This is a genomic window from Jiella flava, assembly GCF_017349315.1.
In the GTDB taxonomy this organism is placed as follows: Bacteria; Pseudomonadota; Alphaproteobacteria; order Rhizobiales; family Rhizobiaceae; genus Jiella; species Jiella flava.
In genome coordinates this window covers 17,415-39,015 of sequence record NZ_JAFMPP010000002.1, presented here as the reverse complement: position 1 = coordinate 39,015, position 21,601 = coordinate 17,415, and the positions used below count along the sequence as shown (strand labels likewise).

General features: G+C 61.9%; 18 protein-coding genes. 9 read left to right on the top strand and 9 right to left on the bottom strand.

Translation table 11 applies throughout. The annotated features are described in order from the left end of the window. Window positions 1-162 precede the first annotated feature (162 nt). A complete protein-coding gene (gene hpf, locus J1C48_RS02850; protein ID WP_207256164.1) occupies window positions 163-732 on the top strand; it encodes a ribosome hibernation-promoting factor, HPF/YfiA family in 570 nt (189 codons plus the stop codon). A 59-nt stretch (window positions 733-791) separates the two neighbouring features. After that, a complete protein-coding gene (ptsN, locus tag J1C48_RS02845; RefSeq protein WP_207256163.1) occupies window positions 792-1,256 on the top strand; it encodes a PTS IIA-like nitrogen regulatory protein PtsN in 465 nt (154 codons plus the stop codon). Window positions 1,257-1,358: 102 nt separating this feature from the next. Here the strand turns inward: ptsN and J1C48_RS02840 are convergent, their stop codons facing one another. Then, the gene (locus J1C48_RS02840) at window positions 1,359-2,582 is read right to left on the bottom strand and encodes an ROK family protein (protein WP_231081545.1); all 1,224 of its coding nucleotides are present in this window, start codon (window positions 2,580-2,582) and stop codon (window positions 1,359-1,361) included. A gap of 180 nt (window positions 2,583-2,762) precedes the next feature. Between J1C48_RS02840 and xylF the strand changes: the two genes are divergently transcribed. From xylF to J1C48_RS02825, 3 genes are all read left to right on the top strand, one after another. After that, window positions 2,763-3,812: a D-xylose ABC transporter substrate-binding protein gene (gene xylF / locus J1C48_RS02835; protein ID WP_207256162.1), complete on the top strand. Its 1,050-nt coding sequence runs from the start codon at window positions 2,763-2,765 to the stop codon at window positions 3,810-3,812. Window positions 3,813-4,254: 442 nt separating this feature from the next. Further along, a complete protein-coding gene (locus tag J1C48_RS02830; protein WP_425523478.1) occupies window positions 4,255-5,574 on the top strand; it encodes a sugar ABC transporter permease in 1,320 nt (439 codons plus the stop codon). 83 nt (window positions 5,575-5,657) lie between these two features. Continuing rightward, window positions 5,658-6,410: an ATP-binding cassette domain-containing protein gene (locus J1C48_RS02825; protein ID WP_207256570.1), complete on the top strand. Its 753-nt coding sequence runs from the start codon at window positions 5,658-5,660 to the stop codon at window positions 6,408-6,410. A gap of 107 nt (window positions 6,411-6,517) precedes the next feature. Here the strand turns inward: J1C48_RS02825 and gltX are convergent, their stop codons facing one another. After that, window positions 6,518-7,912: a glutamate--tRNA ligase gene (gene gltX / locus J1C48_RS02820; protein ID WP_207256161.1), complete on the bottom strand. Its 1,395-nt coding sequence runs from the start codon at window positions 7,910-7,912 to the stop codon at window positions 6,518-6,520. 50 nt (window positions 7,913-7,962) lie between these two features. Further along, window positions 7,963-9,246: an MFS transporter gene (locus J1C48_RS02815; protein ID WP_207256160.1), complete on the bottom strand. Its 1,284-nt coding sequence runs from the start codon at window positions 9,244-9,246 to the stop codon at window positions 7,963-7,965. Between the two features lie 421 nt (window positions 9,247-9,667). On the opposite strand from J1C48_RS02815, the gene J1C48_RS02810 reads away from it, so the two are divergent. Together J1C48_RS02810 and J1C48_RS02805 are read left to right on the top strand one after the other, a co-directional pair. Then, a complete protein-coding gene (locus J1C48_RS02810; RefSeq protein ID WP_207256159.1) occupies window positions 9,668-10,360 on the top strand; it encodes a hypothetical protein in 693 nt (230 codons plus the stop codon). Window positions 10,361-10,371: 11 nt separating this feature from the next. Continuing rightward, a complete protein-coding gene (locus J1C48_RS02805; protein ID WP_207256158.1) occupies window positions 10,372-11,352 on the top strand; it encodes a hypothetical protein in 981 nt (326 codons plus the stop codon). 193 nt (window positions 11,353-11,545) lie between these two features. Here J1C48_RS02805 and J1C48_RS02800 read toward each other — a convergent pair whose 3' ends face one another. Beyond that, window positions 11,546-13,225, bottom strand: coding sequence for an NAD+ synthase (locus tag J1C48_RS02800; RefSeq protein ID WP_207256157.1), 1,680 nt, complete (start codon window positions 13,223-13,225; stop codon window positions 11,546-11,548). Window positions 13,226-13,697: 472 nt separating this feature from the next. On the opposite strand from J1C48_RS02800, the gene J1C48_RS02795 reads away from it, so the two are divergent. Continuing rightward, window positions 13,698-14,384: a VTT domain-containing protein gene (locus J1C48_RS02795; RefSeq protein WP_207256156.1), complete on the top strand. Its 687-nt coding sequence runs from the start codon at window positions 13,698-13,700 to the stop codon at window positions 14,382-14,384. On the opposite strand, the gene J1C48_RS02790 is transcribed toward J1C48_RS02795, so the two are convergent. The 5 genes from J1C48_RS02790 to J1C48_RS02770 all read right to left on the bottom strand — a co-directional run bounded on the left by J1C48_RS02790 (window position 14,344) and on the right by J1C48_RS02770 (window position 20,058). Then, window positions 14,344-14,925: a hemerythrin domain-containing protein gene (locus J1C48_RS02790; RefSeq protein ID WP_207256155.1), complete on the bottom strand. Its 582-nt coding sequence runs from the start codon at window positions 14,923-14,925 to the stop codon at window positions 14,344-14,346. The genes J1C48_RS02795 and J1C48_RS02790 overlap by 41 nt on opposite strands. A 72-nt stretch (window positions 14,926-14,997) precedes the next feature. Continuing rightward, a complete protein-coding gene (locus J1C48_RS02785; protein ID WP_207256154.1) occupies window positions 14,998-15,798 on the bottom strand; it encodes a DODA-type extradiol aromatic ring-opening family dioxygenase in 801 nt (266 codons plus the stop codon). 133 nt (window positions 15,799-15,931) lie between these two features. Beyond that, window positions 15,932-17,314, bottom strand: a complete 1,383-nt coding sequence (locus J1C48_RS02780) for a class II 3-deoxy-7-phosphoheptulonate synthase (protein WP_207256153.1) — start codon at window positions 17,312-17,314, stop codon at window positions 15,932-15,934. 167 nt (window positions 17,315-17,481) lie between these two features. Beyond that, complete coding sequence (locus tag J1C48_RS02775) at window positions 17,482-18,123, bottom strand: gamma-glutamylcyclotransferase family protein (protein WP_207256152.1); 642 nt, start codon at window positions 18,121-18,123, stop codon at window positions 17,482-17,484. Between the two features lie 108 nt (window positions 18,124-18,231). Further along, the gene (locus J1C48_RS02770; protein WP_207256151.1) at window positions 18,232-20,058 is read right to left on the bottom strand and encodes a methanol/ethanol family PQQ-dependent dehydrogenase; all 1,827 of its coding nucleotides are present in this window, start codon (window positions 20,056-20,058) and stop codon (window positions 18,232-18,234) included. Window positions 20,059-20,271: 213 nt separating this feature from the next. Here J1C48_RS02770 and J1C48_RS02765 point away from each other — a divergent pair, with 213 nt between their 5' ends. Further along, window positions 20,272-21,183 (top strand): alpha/beta hydrolase family protein, encoded by a 912-nt coding sequence (locus J1C48_RS02765; RefSeq protein WP_207256150.1) that lies wholly within the window; start codon window positions 20,272-20,274, stop codon window positions 21,181-21,183. The last annotated feature ends 418 nt before the right edge of the window (window positions 21,184-21,601 follow it).

Here is a 21,601-nt window from a genome sequence, read left to right as displayed (position 1 = left end):
TTTCTAGAAGGCGCCACCTCCCGTGCGCGGTCCCGACCGGGGCCGTCGACGTGCAGCTGGACGCAGGGGCAAAGGCGAAAGCCCCCCGCGTGGGCCATCAGACGGGCGACGCATCCAATGAGGTTTCGCTCGTTCGACGGCAAGGACGATAGGAGAAGTTGAATGGCCTTGCGTGTATCGGGAAAACACATGGACGTGGGCGAAGCCTTCCGTGTCCGGATCGAGGAACGCCTCGGCGAAGCGGTCGATAAATATTTCGACGGAAATTTCTCCGGTACGGTCGTCGTATCGAAGGACGGCAACCGATACGCCACCGACTGCACCGTCCATCTCGACACCGGCGTCGTCTTCCAGGCGGCCGGTCAGGCGCATGAGCCCGATGCGAGCTTCGCGGAGGCGGCCGAACGGGTCGAGAAGCGCCTTCGACGCTACAAGCGGCGGCTGAAGGACCACCAGAACAACAGCCACCGGGAAATGGCCTATTCGATCATGGCCGCCATTCCGGAGGAGGCCGAGGACGTGCCGGTCGACTACGCGCCGGCGATCATTGCCGAAACGACTCTGAAGGTCGGCACCCATTCGGTTGCCGGGGCCGTGATGGAACTGGATCGCCAGGACAGCCCTTTTGTCCTGTTCAGGAATGCCAATTCCGGCGATCTGAACATCGTCTTCCGCCGCCCGGATGGAAATTATGGGTGGGTCGATCCTTCGAATTACTCGCAGGATGCGTAACGACGAGATAAGTTTCGTCGGATAAGAAGACGTGCCCGAAACGAGAAGGCTGGCCTTCGATGGATGTCGAAACCCTGATTGAACCCGGCGCGATTTTGCCCGACCTCAGGGCAAACTCAAAGAAACAGGTCCTGCAGGGACTGGCCGCGAAGGCCGCCGAAATTACTGGCATTTCCGAGCGCGAGATCTTCGAGACGATCCTCGGGCGGGAAAAGCTCGGATCGACGGCGGTCGGCAACGGCATCGCCATTCCGCACGGCAAGCTGGACGGCATCGAGCGAATCATCGGTGTGTTCGCCCGGCTAAATCGCCCGGTGGATTTCGATGCCCTCGACGATCAGCCCGTCGATATCGTGTTTCTGCTCCTGGCACCGCAAGGGTCGGGAGCAGATCACCTGAAGGCGTTGTCCAAGGTCGCCAGATTGCTGCGCAACCGCAATATCGTTGAGGAAATCCGCGAATCCCGCGACAGTCATACGATCTATGCGCTGATGACGAATGCCATGGCGCAAAACGCTGCCTGACATCGTATCGTCACTCAAGCGATGACGTTCCCGACGAAGCGATCGCATCGCGGTTGGCGCGGGTCTGGCAAACGATCACCGGCATGCTCTGCCTTGGTCCGATCACGCGGCCTCTGTTGCTTCAGGCGCCGAGCGGGAAAAACCTTTGTCGAGCGCGGCGAGCGCATAGGCCGTCGCCGCATCGAACACCAAGGCGTCGGTGTCTTCCTCAAGAATCAACGGCGTGTCGGCGCCAAGGCCATCGACGGCGGATTCGGCGATCCCCCGGCGGATCACCGGCTCAAGCCGGTCGATCGCCTGGACGCCGGAGCCGGTCAGCACGATCGGCAGCGGATCGATCATGGTGAAGACCCGCCCGAGGCCGTAGCCGATGGCAATACCGGCCTCCTCGAAGGCCGTCGCCGCGGCGGCGTCACCGGCCCGCGCGGCCTCCGCCAACGCATGGATCTCCTCGTCGCGAATCCTTCGCGCGGCGATTTCGTCGGTGCCCTTGGCCCGCCGCCAGATCGCATAGTCGCTGGCATAGGCCTCGACGCAGCCGCGATTGCCGCAGCGACAAAGCGCCCCGCCGGGCACATGATTGATATGGCCGAATTCCACCGCCGAGGAGCGCTTTCCCTGAAAGGTCTCGCCGCTGATCTGGAGGCCCATGCCGACACCGAAGCCGACGAACAGCGTGGCAAAATCGAGACCGGCGAAATCCGGCTGCCAGCGAAAGGCCTCCGGCATTACCGAACAATCATTTAAAACGCTCACCTCGGCGCCGAGCCGCGCGGTCAGCGGCGCGGCGATCTCAATGTCGCGGTGACGCAGGGCCGGCGACCAGACAATGCCGGAGAGGCCGCTGTCGGTCTTGCCCTGAACCGCGACCACCACTTTGTCGAGCGGCCGGCTCCGCCCCTGCGCCTGGCTCCTCAACGCCCCGCAGAGATCGGCGAGCAGCATCACCAGCGCGGCGCCGTCATGACTGGCGATGTCGACCTCGCGGCGGATTTCGGCGAGCGGTCGGCCGGCATAATCGCTCAGGCGGCCACTGACCTCGCCGACCGCCAGCTTGAGTGCCGCGACACAGGCCGCACCGCCGCTCAGACCAAGGCCTTTGCCCGGCCGGCCCCGACGGTTCGAGCGATCGTCCTCTTCAACCTCTTCGAGAATACCGCAGCGCAGGAGCGACGCAGAGATCGCCGACGACGCCGAGACCGACAAGCCCGTGGCTTCGCTGACACTTTTTCGTGTCGAAACGGAAACTCGGCGCAAATGATCGAGCACTGCCAGACGATTGTGCGCACGCACCGTCTCGGCGTCGGTTTTCGCCAGCCTGCTCAACAGTCATTCTCCTCCCCCGCCACACGCTCTCCCGGCGCTTCGGCGGCTCAACTCTAACACGTTGACATGGATCGGAATTGCTGTCACCATTTTTTACGAGGCTTGGAAAAAGTCTTGGCCGGTGCCACGTCGCCGGGCTCCGTGACGCGAAGGCGCCAGGGGCGCCAGGGAGGAAAAATCATGAAGATGCTGAAGCTCGCGCTGGCCGGCGCGATGTTCTCGATCGCTGCCATCAGCACCGCGGCCTTTGCCCAGGACGGCAAGGGAATCACCGTGGGCGTCTCCTGGTCGAACTTTCAGGAAGAGCGCTGGAAGACCGACGAAGCGGCTATCAAAAAGGCACTTGCGGCCGCCGGCGCCAAATACATCTCAGCCGACGCCCAGTCCTCGGCGGCCAAACAGCTGACCGACGTCGAATCGCTGATCACCCAGGGCGCCAACGCGTTGATCATCCTCGCCCAGGATTCCGCGGCGATCGGGCCCGCCGTCCAAACGGCCGCGAACAACGGCATCCCGGTGATCGGCTATGACCGGCTGATCGAGGATCCGAACGCCTTCTACATCACCTTCGACAACAAGGAAGTCGGGCGCATCCAAGCCCGCGAGGTCGAGAAGGTGAAGCCCGAGGGCAATTACGCCTTCATCAAGGGCTCCTCCTCCGATCCGAATGCCGACTTCCTGTTCGAAGGACAGATGGAGGTGCTGAAGCCCGCCATCGACGCCGGCAAGATCAAGAATGTCGGAGAGGCCTATACCGACGGCTGGCTGCCGGCGAATGCCCAGAAGAACATGGAGCAGATCCTGACGGCCAACAACAACAAGGTCGATGCGGTGGTCGCCTCCAATGACGGCACCGCGGGCGGCGCCATCGCGGCGCTGGAAGCCCAGGGCCTCGCCGGTTCCGTGCCGGTCTCGGGCCAGGATGCCGATCATGCGGCGCTGAACCGCATCGCGCTCGGCACCCAGACGGTCAGCGTCTGGAAGGACTCCCGCGAGCTCGGCAAGCGCGCGGCGGAGATCGCGCTCGAACTCGCCGGCGGCAAGAAGATGAGCGACGTCACTGGCGCCGAGGAGTGGGACAGCCCCAACGGCAAGAAGCTCGAATCGATCTTCCTGAAGCCGGTGGCGATCACCAAGGACAACCTCAACGTCGTCATCGACGCCGGCTGGATCACCAAGGACGAGGTCTGCCAGGGCGTCAAGCCGGGTTCGGTGCCGGTCTGCGGGTAGTCCCTGTCACCTTGAGACGATCGGTGGCCGCGGCGCTTCGCTGCGGCCATTTTTCAGGGGCGAGCGTGCCCGCGGTGCGATCAGCCTTATGCCTTTCGCACCGCTCCAGCATCGGCCCGAAAATCGGAATCGATTTTCGGCAAAGCACGATGCGTAGAATCAAAGAGTTGGAGCATCCATTCTGCGTCCAAAGGGATGCAGGGCGCTCTAGGGTGCATTCTATCCTCAGCAGCGGCGCTCCGAAAGGGCCGTCCAGACGGCTCGGTCGCGTTTGCCATAACGATCATTCGATCATTGGTGCAGCCCAGCGCGCTGGGGATCGGGACGCATCTTCGACGGGCGGGTCACGACGACCCGGCTCAAACAACAAAGACGAGCGCGACCGCGTGATGCCGGCCAGACGGCGCCGTCTCGCAAAGCGTTCACATTTTGGGAGGCGGCATTGAGCGAAGCGACCTCGGATACGGCCCTGACCCGGCCGGCGGCTGGCAACGCCACCCGCGGCGGCTTCAAGGGTTTCTTGCGCGCGACGGAGATCGATACGCGCATGCTCGGCATGATCGGCGCGCTGCTGGTCATCTGGGTCGGATTCCACATCCTGTCGGGCGGCACCTTCCTGACCCCGCGCAATCTGTGGAACCTTTCGGTGCAGACCGCCTCGGTCGGCGTCATGGCGACCGGCATGGTGCTGGTGATCGTCACCCGCAACATCGATCTCTCGGTCGGCTCGATCCTCGGCGTCACCGGCATGATCATGGCGGTCGCCCAAACCCAGTACCTGACGCCGATGCTCGGCTATGACAGCGGGCTCGTCTGGATTGCAACGCTCATCGTCGGCTTGATCTGCGGGCTTTTGATCGGCGGCCTGCAAGGCTTCATCATCGCCTATCTGGGCGTGCCGGCCTTCATCGTCACGCTGGGCGGCCTCCTGGTCTGGCGCGGCGGCGCCTGGTGGGTGGCCTCGGGCCGCACCATTCCGCTCACCGACGACAATTTCAAGCTTCTCGGCGGCGGCAGCGACGGCTCGATCGGCGCCACATGGAGCTGGATCTTCGCCGCCGCCGCGATTGTCTTCATCGTCCTTGCCGCGGTCGCCGCACGCCGCCGCCGCAAACGCTTCAACTTCACGATCAAGCCGATCTGGGCCGAGATCCTCACGCTCGGCCTGTCGCTGATCGCCGTCGTCGCGGCGACGATGATCGTCAACGCCTATATGCTGCCCGCTCCGCTCGCCCGCCGTTACGCCGAGGCGCATAATTTGACAGTGCCGCCAGGCGGCCTCGAGATCAGCTTCGGCTATGCGATCCCGGTCCTGTTGTTCATCGGCGTCGGCATCGTCATGGCCTTCATCGCCCGGCGCACCCGCTTCGGCCGCTATGTCTTCGCCATCGGCGGCAATCCGGAGGCCGCAGAGCTCGCCGGCATCAACACCAAGCGCGTCACCATGATGGTGTTCATGCTGATGGGCATGCTCGCCGCCATCGCGGCCGCGATCTCGACGGCCCGCCTGTCCTCGGCGACCAACGCCCAAGGCACCCTCGACGAGCTCTACACCATCGCCGCGGCGGTGATCGGCGGCACGTCGCTGGCCGGCGGCGCCGGCACGATCTTCGGCGCCATGCTCGGCGCCCTGGTCATGCAGAGCCTGCAATCCGGCATGGTTCTGCTCGGCATGGACACGCCGCTGCAGAACATCGTCGTCGGCGCGGTTCTCGTCGTCGCCGTCTGGCTCGACACCATCTATCGCAGGAGGTCCGCATGAGCACCACGATGGAGCAGATCACCGATCACGGCCCGGCGCATCATCACGACACCATTGATCGCTCCGGCCCGGCGCTGGTCCAGATGGAGGACATCTCCATCGCCTTTGGCGGCATCCACGCCGTCGACGGCGCTTCGATCGATCTTTATCCGGGCGAGGTGGTCGCCCTGCTCGGCCACAACGGCGCCGGCAAGTCGACGCTGATCAAGATCCTGTCGGGCGCCTATAAGCGCGATTCCGGCGAGATCTACGTGCGCGGCGACAAGGCGACGATCGCCAATCCCCGCGACGCCAAGGCCTATGGCATCGAGACGATCTACCAGACCCTGGCGCTGGCCGACAATGTCGATGCCGCCGCCAACCTGTTTCTCGGACGCGAGATCATGACCGCCTGGGGCACCCTCGACGACGCCGCGATGGAAGCCGAGGCACGCAAGGTGATGGGGCGGCTCAACCCGAATTTCCGCCGCTTCAAGGAACCGGTGAAGGCGCTGTCCGGCGGCCAGCGGCAGTCAGTGGCGATCGCCCGGGCGATCCTCTTCAACGCCAAGATCCTGATCATGGACGAGCCGACCGCCGCGCTCGGTCCCCAGGAGACCGCCCAGGTCGCCGATCTGATCAAGGAGCTGAAGAAGGAGGATATCGGCATCTTCCTGATCAGCCACGACATTCATGACGTCTTCGATCTGTCGGATCGGGTGGTGGTGATGAAGAACGGCCAGGTCGTCGGCTCGGCCCGCACCGAGGACGTGACCAAGGACGAGGTCCTCGGCATGATCATCCTCGGCAAATGTCCGCCCGGCGCAACGCCCGGCCCCGGCGCCATGAAAGAGTAAAGAGCGGCGGGCGGGCGATCGGCCTGCCTTGAGAGCGCCCTGCGTCCTCTCGAACGCAAAAAGAACGCTCTCAGGCTTTGAATCGGCGCATCGTGCGTTGCCGACAATCACGTCTGATTTTCGGGCCGCTGCTGCAGCCGCGTTTCCAGCCGTTCGCGGCCGATCAGCGGCAGCAGCGGACCGAGTTCCGGCCCGTGATCAAGGCCGGTGATCGCCCGGCGCAGCGGCAGGAACAGCGCCTTGCCCTTGGCGCCGGTCTCGGCCTTGATGGCGCTGGTCCAGGCGCGGAACGTCTCCGAGCCGATGGCTCCCGCCGGAAACAGCCGCAGTGCCGCCTGCCGGAACACCGCCTCCTCCGCGTCGGCAGGCGCCGGCACCATGACCGCGCCATAGACGATTTCGGCCCAGCCCTTGGCGTCGACGACCTTGTCGCAATTGGCCCGCACCGCCAGCCAGAACGCCTCGGCCTCGCCGTCCGGAATGCCGAGCCTTGCGAGCCGCTCGGCCACCGCCGCTGAGGGCAGCGCGTGGACGATCTCGCGGTTGAGGCGGTCGAGCTCGGCCGGATCGAATTTCGAGGCCGAGGCGGAAACCGCGGACAGGTCGAGCCGCGTTTCCAGCGCGGCGAGATCGGCCATCGGCTCGATCGCCCCCGCCATGCCGACCAGCACCGCCAGCGAGGCGACCGCCATCGGCTCGAAACCGTCCTCGCGCAGCGTTTCCAACGACAGCGCGCCGGAGCGCTTCGACAACCCCTCGCCGCCGATCGTCGTCAACAGATTGTGGTGGCCGAAGCGCGGCATCGGCACTCTGAGCGCCTGAAACAGCGCCGCCTGAACGGCGGTGTTGGTGACGTGATCGTCGCCGCGAATGACATGGGTCACACCCATTTCGGCATCATCGACCACCGAGGGCAGCGTATAGAGATAGCTGCCGTCTTCGCGGATCAGCACCGGATCGGAGAGCGAGGCGAGATCGATCGTCGTTTCCCCGCGCACCAGATCGTCGAAGCTGAGATCGGTGCGGGTCGGAGCGAAGGGATCGTCGGTGAAATTCGGCAGGAGGAAGCGCCAATGCGGCCGGCGGCCCTCGGCCTCCAGCCCGGCGCGCTCGTCGGCCGACAGTTTCAGCGCCTCGCGGCCATAGACCGGCGGCAGCCCGCGGGCGGCAAGCCGCTTGCGCCGGCGGTCGAGCTCGTCCGGCGTCTCGAAGCAGGGATAGAGCAGCCCTGCCGTCTTCAGCTGCTCGGCTGCCGCATCGTAGAGCGCGATCCGCTCCGACTGGCGGGCGACGCGGTGCGGCGTGATGCCGAGCCAGGCGAGATCGCGCTCGATCAGATCGGCAAATTCGCGCTTGGAGCGTTCGCAATCGGTGTCGTCGAAGCGCAGCACGAAGAGACCGCCCTCGCGCCTGGCGAACAGCCAGTTGAACAGCGCGGTGCGCAAGTTTCCGATGTGCAGTCGCCCGGTCGGCGATGGCGCGAAGCGAAGAATGGCAGACATGGGGAGCGACCTACACCAAAGCGGCCGCGCCCGAAAGCCGCTCTGCCAGATCAGCGCTCGCCCGGCTGGGGATCGATCCGGTCGATCGCTTGTTGCGGTGACAGCGGCAGCGACGCCTCGGCCTCGACCGCCGCCGCGACCTGGCGCCGCGAGACGACCAGCATGACGACGGAGATGGCGACGCAATAGAGCCCCATCACCCCGATCTGCAGCGGATAGTCGACCTGCTGATCGATCAGCAGCCCGGTGACGCCCGGGCCCAGCGCCGAAGACAGCACCATCATCGCCACCAGCGCCGACCGCAGCGAGCCGAGATGCTTGATGCCGTAAAGTTCCGGCAGGATCGCCCCCTGCAACGTCGAGGAAAAGCCGTTCGACACGCCGAGACACACCATGAAGACGAAGATCGAGGCCTCGGCGGAAAATTGCCAGACGACGAAACAGGCAAGCGCCATCGGAACGAGAAACACCGGCAGCAGCCGCACCGCCGAAAACCGATCGATCAGCCCGCCGGCGATCAGCGCGAAGACCAGCGTCGTCGCCGACATCACCGCAAAGCCCGAGGCAAAGACTTCCAAAGACCAGCCGCGCAGATTGGTCAAATAGACCTGGTGAAAGAACAAGGTCGTGACGATGAAAGGCGGCGCCAGCACCGCCGAGGCGATCAGCCAGAAGCTCGGCGCGGCGAGCACCTCCTTCAGCGTCCAGTCCCGCACATCCGGTTTGGCGCGCGATTTCGGCTCCGACTGCGGATCGCGGTCCTTGTGGGTGGTATAGACGATCACCGGCAGCGCGAGGACGACCAGAACCGCGCCGCAGGCGAGCCACGTCCCGCGCCAGCCGAGCGCCGCCGCGACCGACACGAAGATCAGCGGAAACAGCCCGGTGCCGAGGTGAAAGCCGAGGGAGATGATCGACATCGCCCGGCCGCGATTGGCGGCAAACCAGCGCCCCGTCGCCGTCATCGCGGTTTCGGTCATCATGCCCTGGCCGAAGAGGCGCAGCAGATAGAGCGAGAGGAACAGCAGCGGCAGATTGCCGGCCACCGCCATCAGCGCCGTCGCGAGGGCCAGGCTGAGGACGGTCGCGCAGCCGACCTGCCAGGCCTTGAACCGGTCGAGCAGCCAGCCGAGCAAGGGCAGCGTCGCCGCGCTCGCCAGCGTCGCGATCATATAGACCACGCCAAATGCGCCATTCGACAGATCGAACTCGCGCCGGATGTCGCCATTCGACAGGGAGATGTAGAAGGTCTGCCCGAAGGACGAGAAGAAGCAGAGCAGAAAGCCGCCGGCCAGCCAGCGGGCATTTCGCCCCATGAAGCGCAAGAAGTCCATGATCGATCCGATGAGGCTGCCGCAACGGCGCCGTCAGAGAGGAATGGCGCTGGGTAGCATCAAATGGGGTGCGGGCGAAATGGGGGGCTCAAGATGTCTGACCATATGACAGGCATTTAATTTGCCCGCGATCGAAAGACAGGGCCGCAGCAGTCACACTTGAGACGTCATGGCTCAGTTTCGATCGTCAGCAGAACGAGCCAAGGCATACCCCTCGGGAGCGATTTCAATTTACGACGCCGGCGGCTCGACGTCATTTCCCCACACCGTTGGGCACGAACCACGGCACGAACTCAGCCCATTACAACCTTAATTTTTATTTACATAACGCTTTACTTTGACGATTTATTAGTCTATTTTTCAACCTAAGATCGTCACACAATCTGAATTAGGTTCGCTCCTTGATGAGGAATGAAACATCATGCAAATAAAAAAGATTTCATTAACGGCGTCAGCGGGTGTAATGTGTCTGTCGTTATCTTCAATTTGCGTTGATGCGGCGACAATTGAGAATAAAATCATCCAAGCCCCATCACAAACAGGTTCTGAACACCAGAGATCAGACCAAAGTATTGAGACAAACAGCAAAAAAGTTATAAAAAAAATAATATCTGAATTTGATCCAGCTGTTAAATCCCTTGATGCAGCCAATAAAGCGCTGGAGTATTCGATAAAGAATGGCGATTACTCAACCGCACTGAAAGAAGTCGATGCCCTATCCGGAAATGTAAACGCCTTAGCAGATCGCGTTGCCCCTGGGAACTTTACTGAAAGACGAATAAAACAAATTATTTCAAATATTGACTCTATTTCTGCACAGTTACGAAATGATAGAACGATATCATCTACGTTCAAAACAAGTCGCATTGAATCGCTGTCGAAAATAAAGAGAAGATTCGAATCAGGAGAACAAGTTTTTTCGCAATTTTATCCTAAGCTCAATTCCTTGGCGGATGAACTGCATAGAAAACGGGAAGCCGTTGGGTATGACATAATCATATCGTCTCTCACACAGGCGGCTGAGCAATTAGATCAAACAAATGAAAAAATACAATCGATAATAGATGGATTAACTAATTATCTTTCAACAATTAAAGAACCTCTAACGAATTAAAGGACATGGACATGAAGATGATTATTTGCATTTCCCCTATAATTTTGGGAACATGCATTTTAATCGCTCTTTCTTTGAGTACATCGTTTGCTTCACAACGTGAAAACCCAAGACAAATCGTTAAAAATGCCGGGAAGACGCAATTAAACGCCGCCGGTGTTCGCGACCAGATTTCAGCATTGAACGAACAACGCAAGCCTTTTGATGCTTCAGTAGCAGATATAATACAAGCAGAACCAGTTATTGAAATGAATCTTGGGGCATGTGCAACAAGAGATATCGAAAAATTAAACAAAGAAAATAAAGATATTGAAAAATACTTATCAAACACGATATTTGACGACGTAAATGATTTGAATAATGTAGTAAAATTACACATTTCGGAATTAAATCAGATAAAAGACGAAGCATCGACACCACAAGGGTTACGCATATTTGAAAGAAAAATCGCAGCATGGGAAGAACAATCTGATTTGCTAGCACATATAATTAAAGATTTAAACCAAGAACGAAACGACTTGATAAACAAGTCTAGCACAATTAAAGATATGATCAAAGCATGCAACGGTGTGGAAGCCAAATATACGGAGACGGAAAAAACCGATAAAAACACATCCGATGGTTTTTTTAAAAATGGACAAAAATCGAATATTGACGTTGAAAACGACTGCGGTGTCGGCATAAATATCGCACTCGCATTCCTTGATCCTCAAAAAGAAGACTCATACGATTTATATTATTGGATAAATGTTCCCAAGTATTCTAACGAGAATGTAAAAACGGTTAAAAATATCCAATTAAAATCTGGTGAATTATTTTACTATGCTGCATTTTCTGATAATTCCAATTTTTTTTGGGGAAAATATAAAAGAAAATCATCATTTGACGTTTTGTCGATGACAATTGACGGCGATGAGTGGAATCTCATCCCGAAACACGTCTCATACGCACGGAATGTTCCGGATTTGATCTTCAATTGCAGCATGAATTAAGATTTTTAACGAATTTTGAGAAGATTGCCTCTGATTGAATGCCATTTGCCATCAACGCGGAGCAAATGGATACAGTTCGCCGAGGAAGATACTTGATATTCTTCCGTGCGTAGCTAGCACTGGGAAGGATATGCTGTAGGATTTGGCGATCCCGTTCAAGAGCTGGCTAAAGTGCGTCAATTGCCCCTCCCCCTCACCCCTCCCGAAACCGGTTGGTGATCGGGTAGCGCCGGTCCCGCCCGAAATTCTTGCGGGTCACCTTCACGCCCGGCGCCGACTGGCGGCGTTTGTATTCGGCGATGTAGAGGAGCTTTTCGATGTGGGCGACGGTGTCGCGGTCAAAGCCTTCGGCGACCAGATCGTCGACGCCGCCGTCCGCTTCCACCAGATGCCGCAGGATGGCGTCGAGGGTGTCGTAGGGCGGCAGGGAATCTTCATCCTTCTGGTCGGCGCGCAGCTCGGCCGAGGGCGGCTTGGTGATGATGCGCTCGGGCACGACCGCGCCTTCGGGGCCGCGAAGGGCGGCGCGGTGGTTCTGGTTGCGCCAGCGGGCGAGGCGGAAGACCTCGGTCTTGTAAAGGTCCTTGATCGGGTTGAAGCCGCCGTTCATGTCGCCATAGAGCGTCGCATAGCCGACGCTCATTTCGCTCTTGTTGCCGGTGGTCACGACCATCGCGCCGAATTTGTTGGAAATCGCCATCAGGATCGTGCCGCGAGTGCGGCTTTGCAGATTCTCCTCGGTGATCCCCGCCCCGCTGCCTGCAAACATCGGCGCAAGCGCGCTCAAAAAGCCTTCGACCGGCTCGGCGATCGGCACGATGTCGTAGCGGATGCCGAGGGTTTTCGCGCAAGCCGCCGCATCTTCGAGGGAGGTCTCGGCGGTGTAGCGATAGGGCAGCATCACCGTGTGCACGCGCTCGGCGCCGAGCGCATCCACCGCCATCGCCGCGCAGACCGCCGAGTCGATGCCGCCGGACAGGCCGAGGATCACCGACTTGAAGCCGTTCTTGTTCACATAGTCGCCGAGGCCGAGGACGCAGGCCTGCCACACCGCCGCGTCGTCATCGGGGATCTCGGCGACCGTGCCGCCCGCCGCCTGCCAGCCCGCCGCGCCTTTCACCCAGTCGCAGACGAAGACGCCGGCCTGAAACTGCGGATATTGGAAGGCGAGGCTGCGATCGGCGTTGAAGGCGAAGGAGGCGCCGTCGAACACCAGCTCGTCCTGGCCGCCGAGCTGATTGGCATAGACCATCGGCAGATCGGTCTCGATTACCTGACGCAGCACCATCTGATGGCGCACATCGAGCTTGCCGCGATAAAACGGCGAGCCGTTCGGCACGATCAGCAGCTCGGCGCCGGATTCGGCCAGCGTTTCGCAGATGCCAAGGTCGCCCCAGATATCCTCGCACACCGGAATGCCGAGGCGCAGGCCGCGAAAATTCACCGGTCCGGGCATCTCGCCGGCCTGAAACACCCGCTTTTCGTCGAACTCGCCATAATTCGGCAGATCGACCTTGGAGCGCCAGGTGACGACCGCGCCGCCATCCAAAACGGCGACCGCGTTGAACAGCCCCGCCTCGGTGCTGAGCGGGCAGCCGATGACGACGCCCGGCCCGCCGTCGGCCGTTTCCTTGGCGAAGGTCTCGACCGCGGCCATGCAGGCGGCGACAAAGGCCGGCTTAAGCACCAGATCCTCCGGCGGATAGCCGGCGAGAAACAGTTCGGTGAAGAGGATGAGATCGGCGCCGGCCTCCGCCGCCTCGGCTCTCGCTTTGCGGGCCCGCTCGAGATTGCCGGCGACATCGCCGACGGTCGGATTGAGCTGCGCCACGGCGAGGCGAAAGCGGTCGGTGATGGCGGGCATGGCGGGCATGGCGGCGGCTCCTCGTCAGAACGCGAGTTCTGCATGGCGATGTCGTTATGGGCGAATTGTTTCGCCGCGACCCGATAGCAAGGCCATCCGATCGATCGGGCTTGGATATCAAAGGCAAAATCACCGATGCAATGTCACGCCGCCGACTTGCAGCCAAAGCGTGATCGGTGGCCGGCTGCAATTGCGCGGCCGATCGGCGCAAAGATCTTGAAATCTGCGCCACGAAGCGCCTTTTAGCAAAACATTACGGAAAGCCGCGCGCGGCCTGCATAAGAGACCTTCGATCCGGCGCGATAATCCAGCCGGCGCGGCATCTGCGTGTTCGCGCGCCACGCCATGCCACTTTCTTGTGCCGCAAAGTTCTGCGACAAGGCGGCATCGACGGAGCACCGCCGGCGGGCACCAGCGAAAAGGCGCGCCATTTGCGAGAAGCGCGCAAGAGGATGGAAATGCCAGTGAGTTCGGAGCACACGTGTACGAAATCCTGACCCTGATCGCGCAATTCGGGCCGGTCATCGTCCTTATCGGCACCTTTTTCGAAGGCGAGGTCTTCGCGATCATCGGCGGATTCCTCGCCTATCGCGGCGCCTATCCGCTCGAGATGATGATCGCGCTCGCCTTTACCGGATCATTCTTCGGCGATCTGTCGGTGTTCCTGTTCGCCCGCTTCTTTTCCAATCACCGCTGGGTCATGGTCTGGCGGGAAAAGCCGCGCTTTGCCAAGGCGCTCGGCCTCGTCGAGCGCTACCAGGCCTATTTCGTCATCGTGAACCGCTATGTCTATGGCCTGCGCATGCCGGGTCTCGTGGCGCTCGGCCTGTCGCGTCTGTCGATCATCCGATTCCTAGTGCTGAACTTTGTCGGCGCGGGCCTTTGGGCCGGCATTTTCACGACCATCGGTTTCGTCTTCGGCTATTCGATCTGGTCGGTCTTCGCCAATCTGCAGCTGTTCGAGCGCGGTGCGGTGATCGTGCTGGCGGTGCTCGCGGTGCTTCTCGCCGGCTATTTCGGCTGGCGGCAATGGGGTCCGCTGATGGCCGCATGGTGGGCCCGTCCGCGCCAAGGTCGCCACGCCAAGATGCGCCATGGCGGCCTGTTCGGTCCGTTGCGCCAGATGTTCAGAACGCCGCGTCTCCGCGATCAAGGATCAGAGGAATAATAAGGTCTTCCTCGTCTTCCAGATGACGCATCAGCCGCATCAGCAGCCGCTCGCTCGCCTCGGAATAGGCGTCGCGCGCCCGGCGCACACCGTCCGATCCCCCCTCACCCGTCGCGCTCGCCTGTAAAAACGCATTCGCCGTTGCGGCGGTCGATTCCAGGTCGTGATGGATGACCGAATGGTCGGCATCGAGCAGCTCAAAGCCCCGCGCGAGCTTCGGCTCGGCCGCTTGATAGGCCGGGAAGTAATGCGCGTCCTCGATCCGATGATGGCCGTTCAACTCGTTGAGAAAGAAGCCAAGCCGCGGCACGAACCACTGGCGGAACGGCTCGATCGCCACTTCGCCTTCGCGCTCCTGATGGAGTGCCGCGGTCAAGGCCGCGCCAAGCTCGCGAAACATGTCGTGGCGCGACAGCCAGAAACGCGCCGTGCCTTCCAAATTGGCATGGCCCTCCCAGCTCTCGCGCGGATATTTGTCGAGCAACAGCTTCAGATCGTCCGGCAGGCCCGGCCGCAGATCGAGATCGAAGGTGACGTCCATATTGCCCTTTCGCCGCCTCGGTGCCTCGGTGCCGCGTTGGAGCGCGCCGATCGGCGCTTGTCCCCCCAGGGCTCAGGCGGCTTTCTGGAACGCGAAAGTCTCCATGGCGAGCACGCCGAAATCGCGGCTTTGATGCAGCATCGTGGCGCTCACGGCCGCACCCGCCGCGCCAAGCGCGACATAAAGCGGCATCAAGTGCTCGTCGCTCGGATGATTTTCCGCCGCGAACGGCGCTTGCCGGCGATAGTCGAGGAGAGCGTCAAGATCGCCTTCAACGAGCTTGCGGCCCATCCAGTCGGCGAAGGCTCCGACCCACTCGGGAACCGCCGCGGCGCGCTGACCGACTTTTACCCGGGCGAAGGCCTCCCGCAGATTGTGGGTGAGCGAGCCCGACCCCACGATAAGCACGTCGCGCTCGGCAAGCCCGCCAAGCGCCTGACCAAGACGATAGTGATAGGCGGCGTCGCGTGTCGGATCGACGGAAATTTCGAGCACCGGAATGTCGGCCTGGGGATAAGCAAGGCACAGCGGAATCCAGGCGCCGTGATCGAAGCCGCGGCGCTCGGCGACGGCCGCATTGAACCCCGCGCCTTGCAAAAGACCCGCGATCTCGGCGGCCAGCGCCGGGTCGCCCGGCGCCGGATAGGCCATCTCGTAAAGTTCGCGGGCAAAGCCGCCAAAGTCGTGGATGGTCTGCGGCCGCGCGTCGCCGGTGACGAACACCCCGCCGGTCGCCTCGAAATGGGCGCTCGCGACAAGGATCGCCCGCGGCCGCGGCAGGTCTTGCGACAGGCCGCGCAGGAACCGCGACGCCGGCGTGTCGGCGATCGCGATATCTGGGGATCCATGAGAGATGAACAAGGTCGGCAGCATCGCTCCGCGCCCTCCGTGAGATCGAACATGCCACGAAGAATAAGCGCTGAAGGCTGACCCGTCAGGCCCCGGAAGGCCCGACGGATTGTTCACCAATTCAGCCAGATCGGCAGCGTTTTTAGGAAACGCTGCCTCAGCCTGCAATCTGCCGCTTCGGCTCGCTCGACGCCTCGCGATCCTGCTTCAGAAGCTCGGCCACCAGAAAAGCGAGTTCGAGCGCCTGATTGGCATTGAGGCGCGGATCGCAATGGGTGTGGTAGCGATCCGACAGATCCTCGGCCAGGATCGGCCGGGCGCCACCGGTGCATTCGGTGACGTCCTTGCCGGTCATCTCGACATGGATACCGCCGGGATGGGTGCCTTCCGCGCGATGCACATCAAAGAACGCCTGCACCTCGGCGAGGATGCGCTCGAACGGCCGGGTCTTGTAGCGGTTCAGCGTAATCGTGTTGCCGTGCATCGGATCGCAGGACCAGACGACCTTCTTGCCCTCACGCTCCACGGCCCGGATCAGCTTCGGCAGACACTCCTCGACCCGCTCATGGCCGAAACGGGTGATCAGCGTCAGCCGACCCGCCTTGTTCTGCGGGTTCAGCCGATCGATCAACCGGATCAGGTCGTCGGGATCGGACGTCGGACCGCATTTCAAGCCCAGCGGATTGTGGATGCCCCGGCAGAATTCGACATGGCCGTGATCGAGCTGTCGGGTGCGATCGCCGATCCAGATCATGTGACCGGAGGTGGCGTACCAGTCTCCGGAGGTGGAATCGACGCGGGTCAGCGCCTCTTCATAGCCGAGCAGCAGCGCCTCGTGGCTGGTGAAGAAGTCGGTCTCGCGCAGCGACGGATGGTTCTCCGCATCGATGCCGACGGCCCGCATGAAGGCCATGGTCTCGGAAATCCGGTCGGCGATGGCGACGAAGCGTTCGGCCTGCGGGCTGCCCGCGACGAAGCCGAGCATCCACTGATGGACGTTCTCGAGATTGGCGTAGCCGCCCTGGGCGAACGCGCGCAAGAGATTCAGCGTCGCGGCCGACTGGCGATAGGCCATGACCTGACGGTTCGGATCCGGAATGCGGGACGCCGCGTCGAATTCGATGCCGTTGATGATGTCGCCCCGGTAGGCGGGCAGCGTCTCGCCGTTCTTGGTCTCGCTGTTTGAGGAGCGCGGCTTGGCGAACTGACCCGCAATCCGGCCAACCTTCACCACCGGCTGGGCGCTCGCAAAGGTCAGGATGACGGCCATCTGCAAAAAGGCGCGGAAAAAATCGCGAATGTTGTCGGCGCCATGCTCGGCGAAGCTTTCGGCACAGTCGCCGCCCTGCAACAGGAATGCTCGCCCTTCAGCCACTTCACCCAAGGAGCGTGTCAGCTTGCGCGCCTCGCCGGCAAACACCAGCGGCGGAAAGCTCGCCAGCCGTGTCTCGGTTTCGGCGAGAACGACCGGATCCGGATAGTCCGGCACCTGCAGAACGGGCTTTGCGCGCCAGCTCGACGGTGTCCAATCCTTCGCCATGACATTCTCTCCTGACCGGGCCAGCCGGTGGTTTCTCGCCTCGGGTTTGTCGTGGGTGTCGTTACGTCCGAAACGGCTGATCGCTCCGATCCAAGACGTGCCCGGCCTTTAAGCACTTCTTGATCGACTTGTCATCACCGCAGGTCAAGCCCGCCGCGCGATCCGGCTCAAGCCGAGACCGGGATCAGGCCACGCGCGGTGACCAAACTGTCGAACAGCGCTGCCTCACCGGCATCAAGCGTCACCGGGCGCGGATAGCGCGGCAAGATGCGATCGGTCAGCAGCCGGGTTTCGAATCCGTGAGTCTCGGCAACGAAACGATCGACCCCAGCCTCGCCATAAAGCATCAGAAAGCCCTGCATCACTGCATCGAGATAACTTTGCAGGATCGCCGATTGGCGCTCCTCAGCGCTCACCGCGCAGGAATGGGCCTCGTAGAGATAGACGGGGATGTCGGCGAGCGGCGGGTTTTCCACCGTCAGGCGATCATGATCGACGATCCGCCGGGCGTATCCCGCCTCACGCTCGTCGACCGAGGGCAAGTGGTCGACGAGATCGTAAACGACGACGCCATGCACCGCGGCGGCCTCATCGCGCTTGACCGAGAGCAGCGACATGGCCGCGTCCGCCTCGCGCGGCAGCCAGACGCGCCGCCAGCCCGCCGCTTCAGCCCGGCGGATCGCCAAAAATTTCGTCCGCAAGGTGCGCGGATTGACCAGCGAGCCATAGCCGAAATAGGCCACGACCCGCCCCTCGGCGGCAAGCGCGGCGAGATCCGGATGATCCTCATGGAGAGCCGGGTGGGGCATGCTTCATCCTTTGCTTCGCCATCCTCGCGCGGCACGACCATATCGTTACGTGGCTTGGCACTGTCCTGCCGGTGCCAAGCCCGCTCAGCCATGGCAGGGGGTGCGCGCTCAATGCGGCAGGGCGAAGACCGTCAGGACCCCGCCCGTCGCGGTGTAATGGGAGAGGCTCTCATAGGCGCCAACCGCGCCCGATCCGTCTTCCGGATTGGTCAGACCGGCGGCGAGGCCGATCCCGGCCCAGCCACCGACACCGGAGAGGACGGCGACATATTGCCGGCCGTCATGGCGATAGGTGGTGACGTTGCCGACGATGCCCGAAGGTGTCTTGTAACGATAGAGCATCGTGCCGGTCTTGGCGTCCACCGCCTTCAGATAGCCTTCGAGCGTGCCGTAAAAGACCACGTCGCCGGCCGTCGCCAGCACCCCTGACCAGACCGAGAAGCGCTCCGGCAGCGCCCAGACGATCTTGCCCTCGACATTGTCCCAGGCCGTCAGCGAGCCCATCACGCCATCCCGATCGAAACCTTTGCCCTTCGGCGCCGGATAAAGCCGCAGCGTCGCGCCGACATAAGGCTGGCCGGCGGTGTAGGCGACGCGGAACGGCTCGTAATCCATGCAGACATGGTTGGTCGGAACGTAGAACAGCTTGGTCTTCGGCGAATAGGCCGCCGGCTGCTCGTTCTTCGCCCCCGGGGCGCCAGGGCAGATGCCGCTGGTGGTCGTATCCTCGCCGTCGCCGTCCTGGTCGGTGGAAAAGACCGGATCGCGAATCGGCTGTCCGTAGGTCGGGCTTTGAGGATCGGTATCGACCCGCCTCGCCCAGTTGACCGAGGGATCAAATTTCTGCGCGACAAGCAACTGACCGGTGACCCGATCGAGGGTGTAGCCGAAGCCGTTGCGATCGAAATGGGTCAATAGTTTTCGCGGCCGGCCGTCGATCGTCTGATCGGTGAGGATCATCTCGTTGACGCCGTCATAGTCCCACTCGTCATGGGGCGTCATCTGATAGATCCACCGGGCTTTTCCGGTCGCAAGATCGCGGGCGAAAATGCTGTTCGACCATTTGTTGTCGCCGGGTCGCTGCACCGGGTTCCAGCTCGCCGGATTGCCGGTGCCGTAATAGATCAGGTCGAGGTCGGGATCGTAGGAGAACCAGCTCCAGGGACAGGCCCCGCCGATCTTCCACTCATCGCCCTCCCAACTCGTCAGGCCGGTGTCCGGGCCGACCGGCTTGCCGAGCACGGTGGTCGTCTTCGGGTCGATCAGCATGTCGGCGTCGGGACCGGTGGCATAGGCGCGCCACAACTTCTTGCCGGTCTTCTCGTCATAGGCCGTCAGATCACAGCGCACGCCGAACTCGCCGCCGGCGGTGCCGACAATCAGCCGGCCCTTCGCCGGCAGCACCGTCGCCGTGTTCACCTCGCCCGTCGACGGATCACCGTTCTTGACATGCCATTTGACCGCGCCGGTCGCGGCATCAAGCGCCACCACCGTGGTGTCGGCCTGATGCAGAAAAATCGTCCCTTCGTCATAGGCGAGCCCGCGATAGACCGTGTCGCAGCACATCACCTGGATCACCTGCGGATCCTGGTGCGGCTCGTATTTCCAGACGATCTCGCCATCCTTCGAAAGATCGAGAGCATAGACGACGTTCGGAAACGGCGTGTGGACATACATCATGTTGCCAACGACCAGTGGTCCGCCCTCGTGGCCCCGCAGGACGCCCGTCGAAAAGCTCCAGACCGGGCGCAGCTTGGACACGGTATCGGCATTGATCTGGTCAAGCTGGGAATAGCGGGTGCTGGCGTAGTCGCCGGTCTGGATCGGCCAATCGGCCGGATCATCGATCAGGGCCGGCAAGCTGCGACCGTCGGCCAAGGCCGCGGACGTGATCAGGGACAGGATGGCAAAAACGAAAAGCAGGCGGAGGGACATTGCGACGAAGACTCACCGATTCCGAAAGGGAAAGGTCGATCGTCCTTAGCAAAAGCCCCGCCTCGAGACGAGCCTGTCGCGCCATGGGGCCGTGGCTGGTGATCCGTGCAGCCTCCGGCGATCGAGCATCCCGGAGCGGCAATCCCGACTCGGCGGTTTCGTCGCAGGCCCGATCCAGATTGACGTGAACGTAAATGGCAGTACGATACCACCATGCCTGACTTGATCCGCCGCCCCGGCGAAGCCGCCGATGACACCGTCTTCCCGGTGACCAGCCGTGAGCTTGGCGTCGAGACCGAGGACGGTATTCAACTGCCCGCGACGCTGTTTGAGGGCGAAGGGCGGGGTCCGGCGGTGCTCGTCTCCTGTGCGGCGGCGGTGGAGCGGCGCTTCTATCGAGCCTTTGCCGCCCATCTTGTCGCGATCGGCGCGCGGGCCGCGCTGACCTATGACTATCGCGGCGTTGCCGCCGCCGCCAAAGAGCCGCAGGCCAAGACCTTCCGAATGAAAGACTGGGGCGTTCGCGACCTGCCGGCCGCACTCGCCACGCTCGAAACCGCCGCCGGTCCTGGCCCGATCGTCGGCATCGGCCACTCCTTCGGCGGTGTCGCCCTTGGCCTTTGCGGCGTCGCCGATCGGTTCGAGCGCTACGCCCTCGTCGCCGCGCTCAACGGCTATTACGGCCGCACGGCCGAGCCGCTCGCCGTCTATGCCCGGATGAATTTCGTCGGCGTCCCCGCCACCCGGCTCTTCGGTCACATTCCCGCATCAATCGGTCTCGGTACGGCGCTCGCCGGCCCAATTTTTCGCGACTGGGCGCGCTGGTGCCGCAAGCCGGCGTTTTTCTTCGACGATCCGGACGTTGCGGAAGCCGGCCGTTTCGCCGATGTCGCCACCCCGCTGCTGTCGATCGGCCTCAGCGACGACCCCTGGGGCACAAAGCCAGCGATCGCGGCACTGCTTCGCCATTTCACCCAGGCGCCGATCGAGGAGGTCTGGCTGTCGCCGCAACAGGCCGGCAGCAAAATCGGCCATATGGGCTTTTTCCGCCGAGACATGCGCCAGACATTGTGGCCGGCCGCCACCCGGTTCCTGCTCCGGACCCGGCCCGTCGAACGGCCCTGAAATTGCGGCAAATCCCGCATTTTTCGCCGCCGCGCGACGGCTGGCAGTGTAAGATCCGCCCCGGATACGCACGAGGCGGATGTTCGCCGACAAGCGCCAACCATCGGCGAAAGCGCTTTGCTTTTTGCCTGAGGCAACGCGGAATCGGCGAAAAAACCTTTGGCTGGCCAAAAATCAGAGGATCTGCCGCAATTGCGCCGTCTAAACACGCTGTAATCGTCTTTCGATCGGCGGATTGTCGTTTCTCGGGAAAGAAACAAAGATCGCGGCCGACGAAAAAGATTGTTCCGACAATCTGCGAGGTGAAAGGATTTGGTTACCAAGAATCGCTGATACTTAAGGGGAGTGGCGACTGGCTTTGCAACCGGCTTCCAAGCCGGGGCGCGCGCCAAGGGGACTTGCCACGCAATCAGTGATT

Bases quoted from the DNA above. Each gene is read 5' to 3' on its own strand.
- gltX (WP_207256161.1), bottom strand. From the start codon at position 7,912: ATGTCTGCCATTCTTCGCTTCGCGCCATCGCCGACCGGGCGACTGCAC.
- J1C48_RS02790 (WP_207256155.1), bottom strand. From the start codon at position 14,925: ATGGACGTCACCTTCGATCTCGATCTGCGGCCGGGCCTGCCGGACGAT.
- J1C48_RS02770 (WP_207256151.1), bottom strand. From the start codon at position 20,058: ATGTCCCTCCGCCTGCTTTTCGTTTTTGCCATCCTGTCCCTGATCACG.
- J1C48_RS02775 (WP_207256152.1), bottom strand. From the start codon at position 18,123: ATGCCCCACCCGGCTCTCCATGAGGATCATCCGGATCTCGCCGCGCTT.
- J1C48_RS02810 (WP_207256159.1), top strand. From the start codon at position 9,668: ATGCAAATAAAAAAGATTTCATTAACGGCGTCAGCGGGTGTAATGTGT.
- hpf (WP_207256164.1), top strand. From the start codon at position 163: ATGGCCTTGCGTGTATCGGGAAAACACATGGACGTGGGCGAAGCCTTC.
- ptsN (WP_207256163.1), top strand. From the start codon at position 792: ATGGATGTCGAAACCCTGATTGAACCCGGCGCGATTTTGCCCGACCTC.
- J1C48_RS02785 (WP_207256154.1), bottom strand. From the start codon at position 15,798: ATGCTGCCGACCTTGTTCATCTCTCATGGATCCCCAGATATCGCGATC.
- J1C48_RS02800 (WP_207256157.1), bottom strand. From the start codon at position 13,225: ATGCCCGCCATGCCCGCCATCACCGACCGCTTTCGCCTCGCCGTGGCG.
- xylF (WP_207256162.1), top strand. From the start codon at position 2,763: ATGAAGATGCTGAAGCTCGCGCTGGCCGGCGCGATGTTCTCGATCGCT.
- J1C48_RS02780 (WP_207256153.1), bottom strand. From the start codon at position 17,314: ATGGCGAAGGATTGGACACCGTCGAGCTGGCGCGCAAAGCCCGTTCTG.
- J1C48_RS02815 (WP_207256160.1), bottom strand. From the start codon at position 9,246: ATGGACTTCTTGCGCTTCATGGGGCGAAATGCCCGCTGGCTGGCCGGC.
- J1C48_RS02765 (WP_207256150.1), top strand. From the start codon at position 20,272: ATGCCTGACTTGATCCGCCGCCCCGGCGAAGCCGCCGATGACACCGTC.
- J1C48_RS02805 (WP_207256158.1), top strand. From the start codon at position 10,372: ATGAAGATGATTATTTGCATTTCCCCTATAATTTTGGGAACATGCATT.
- J1C48_RS02825 (WP_207256570.1), top strand. From the start codon at position 5,658: ATGGAGGACATCTCCATCGCCTTTGGCGGCATCCACGCCGTCGACGGC.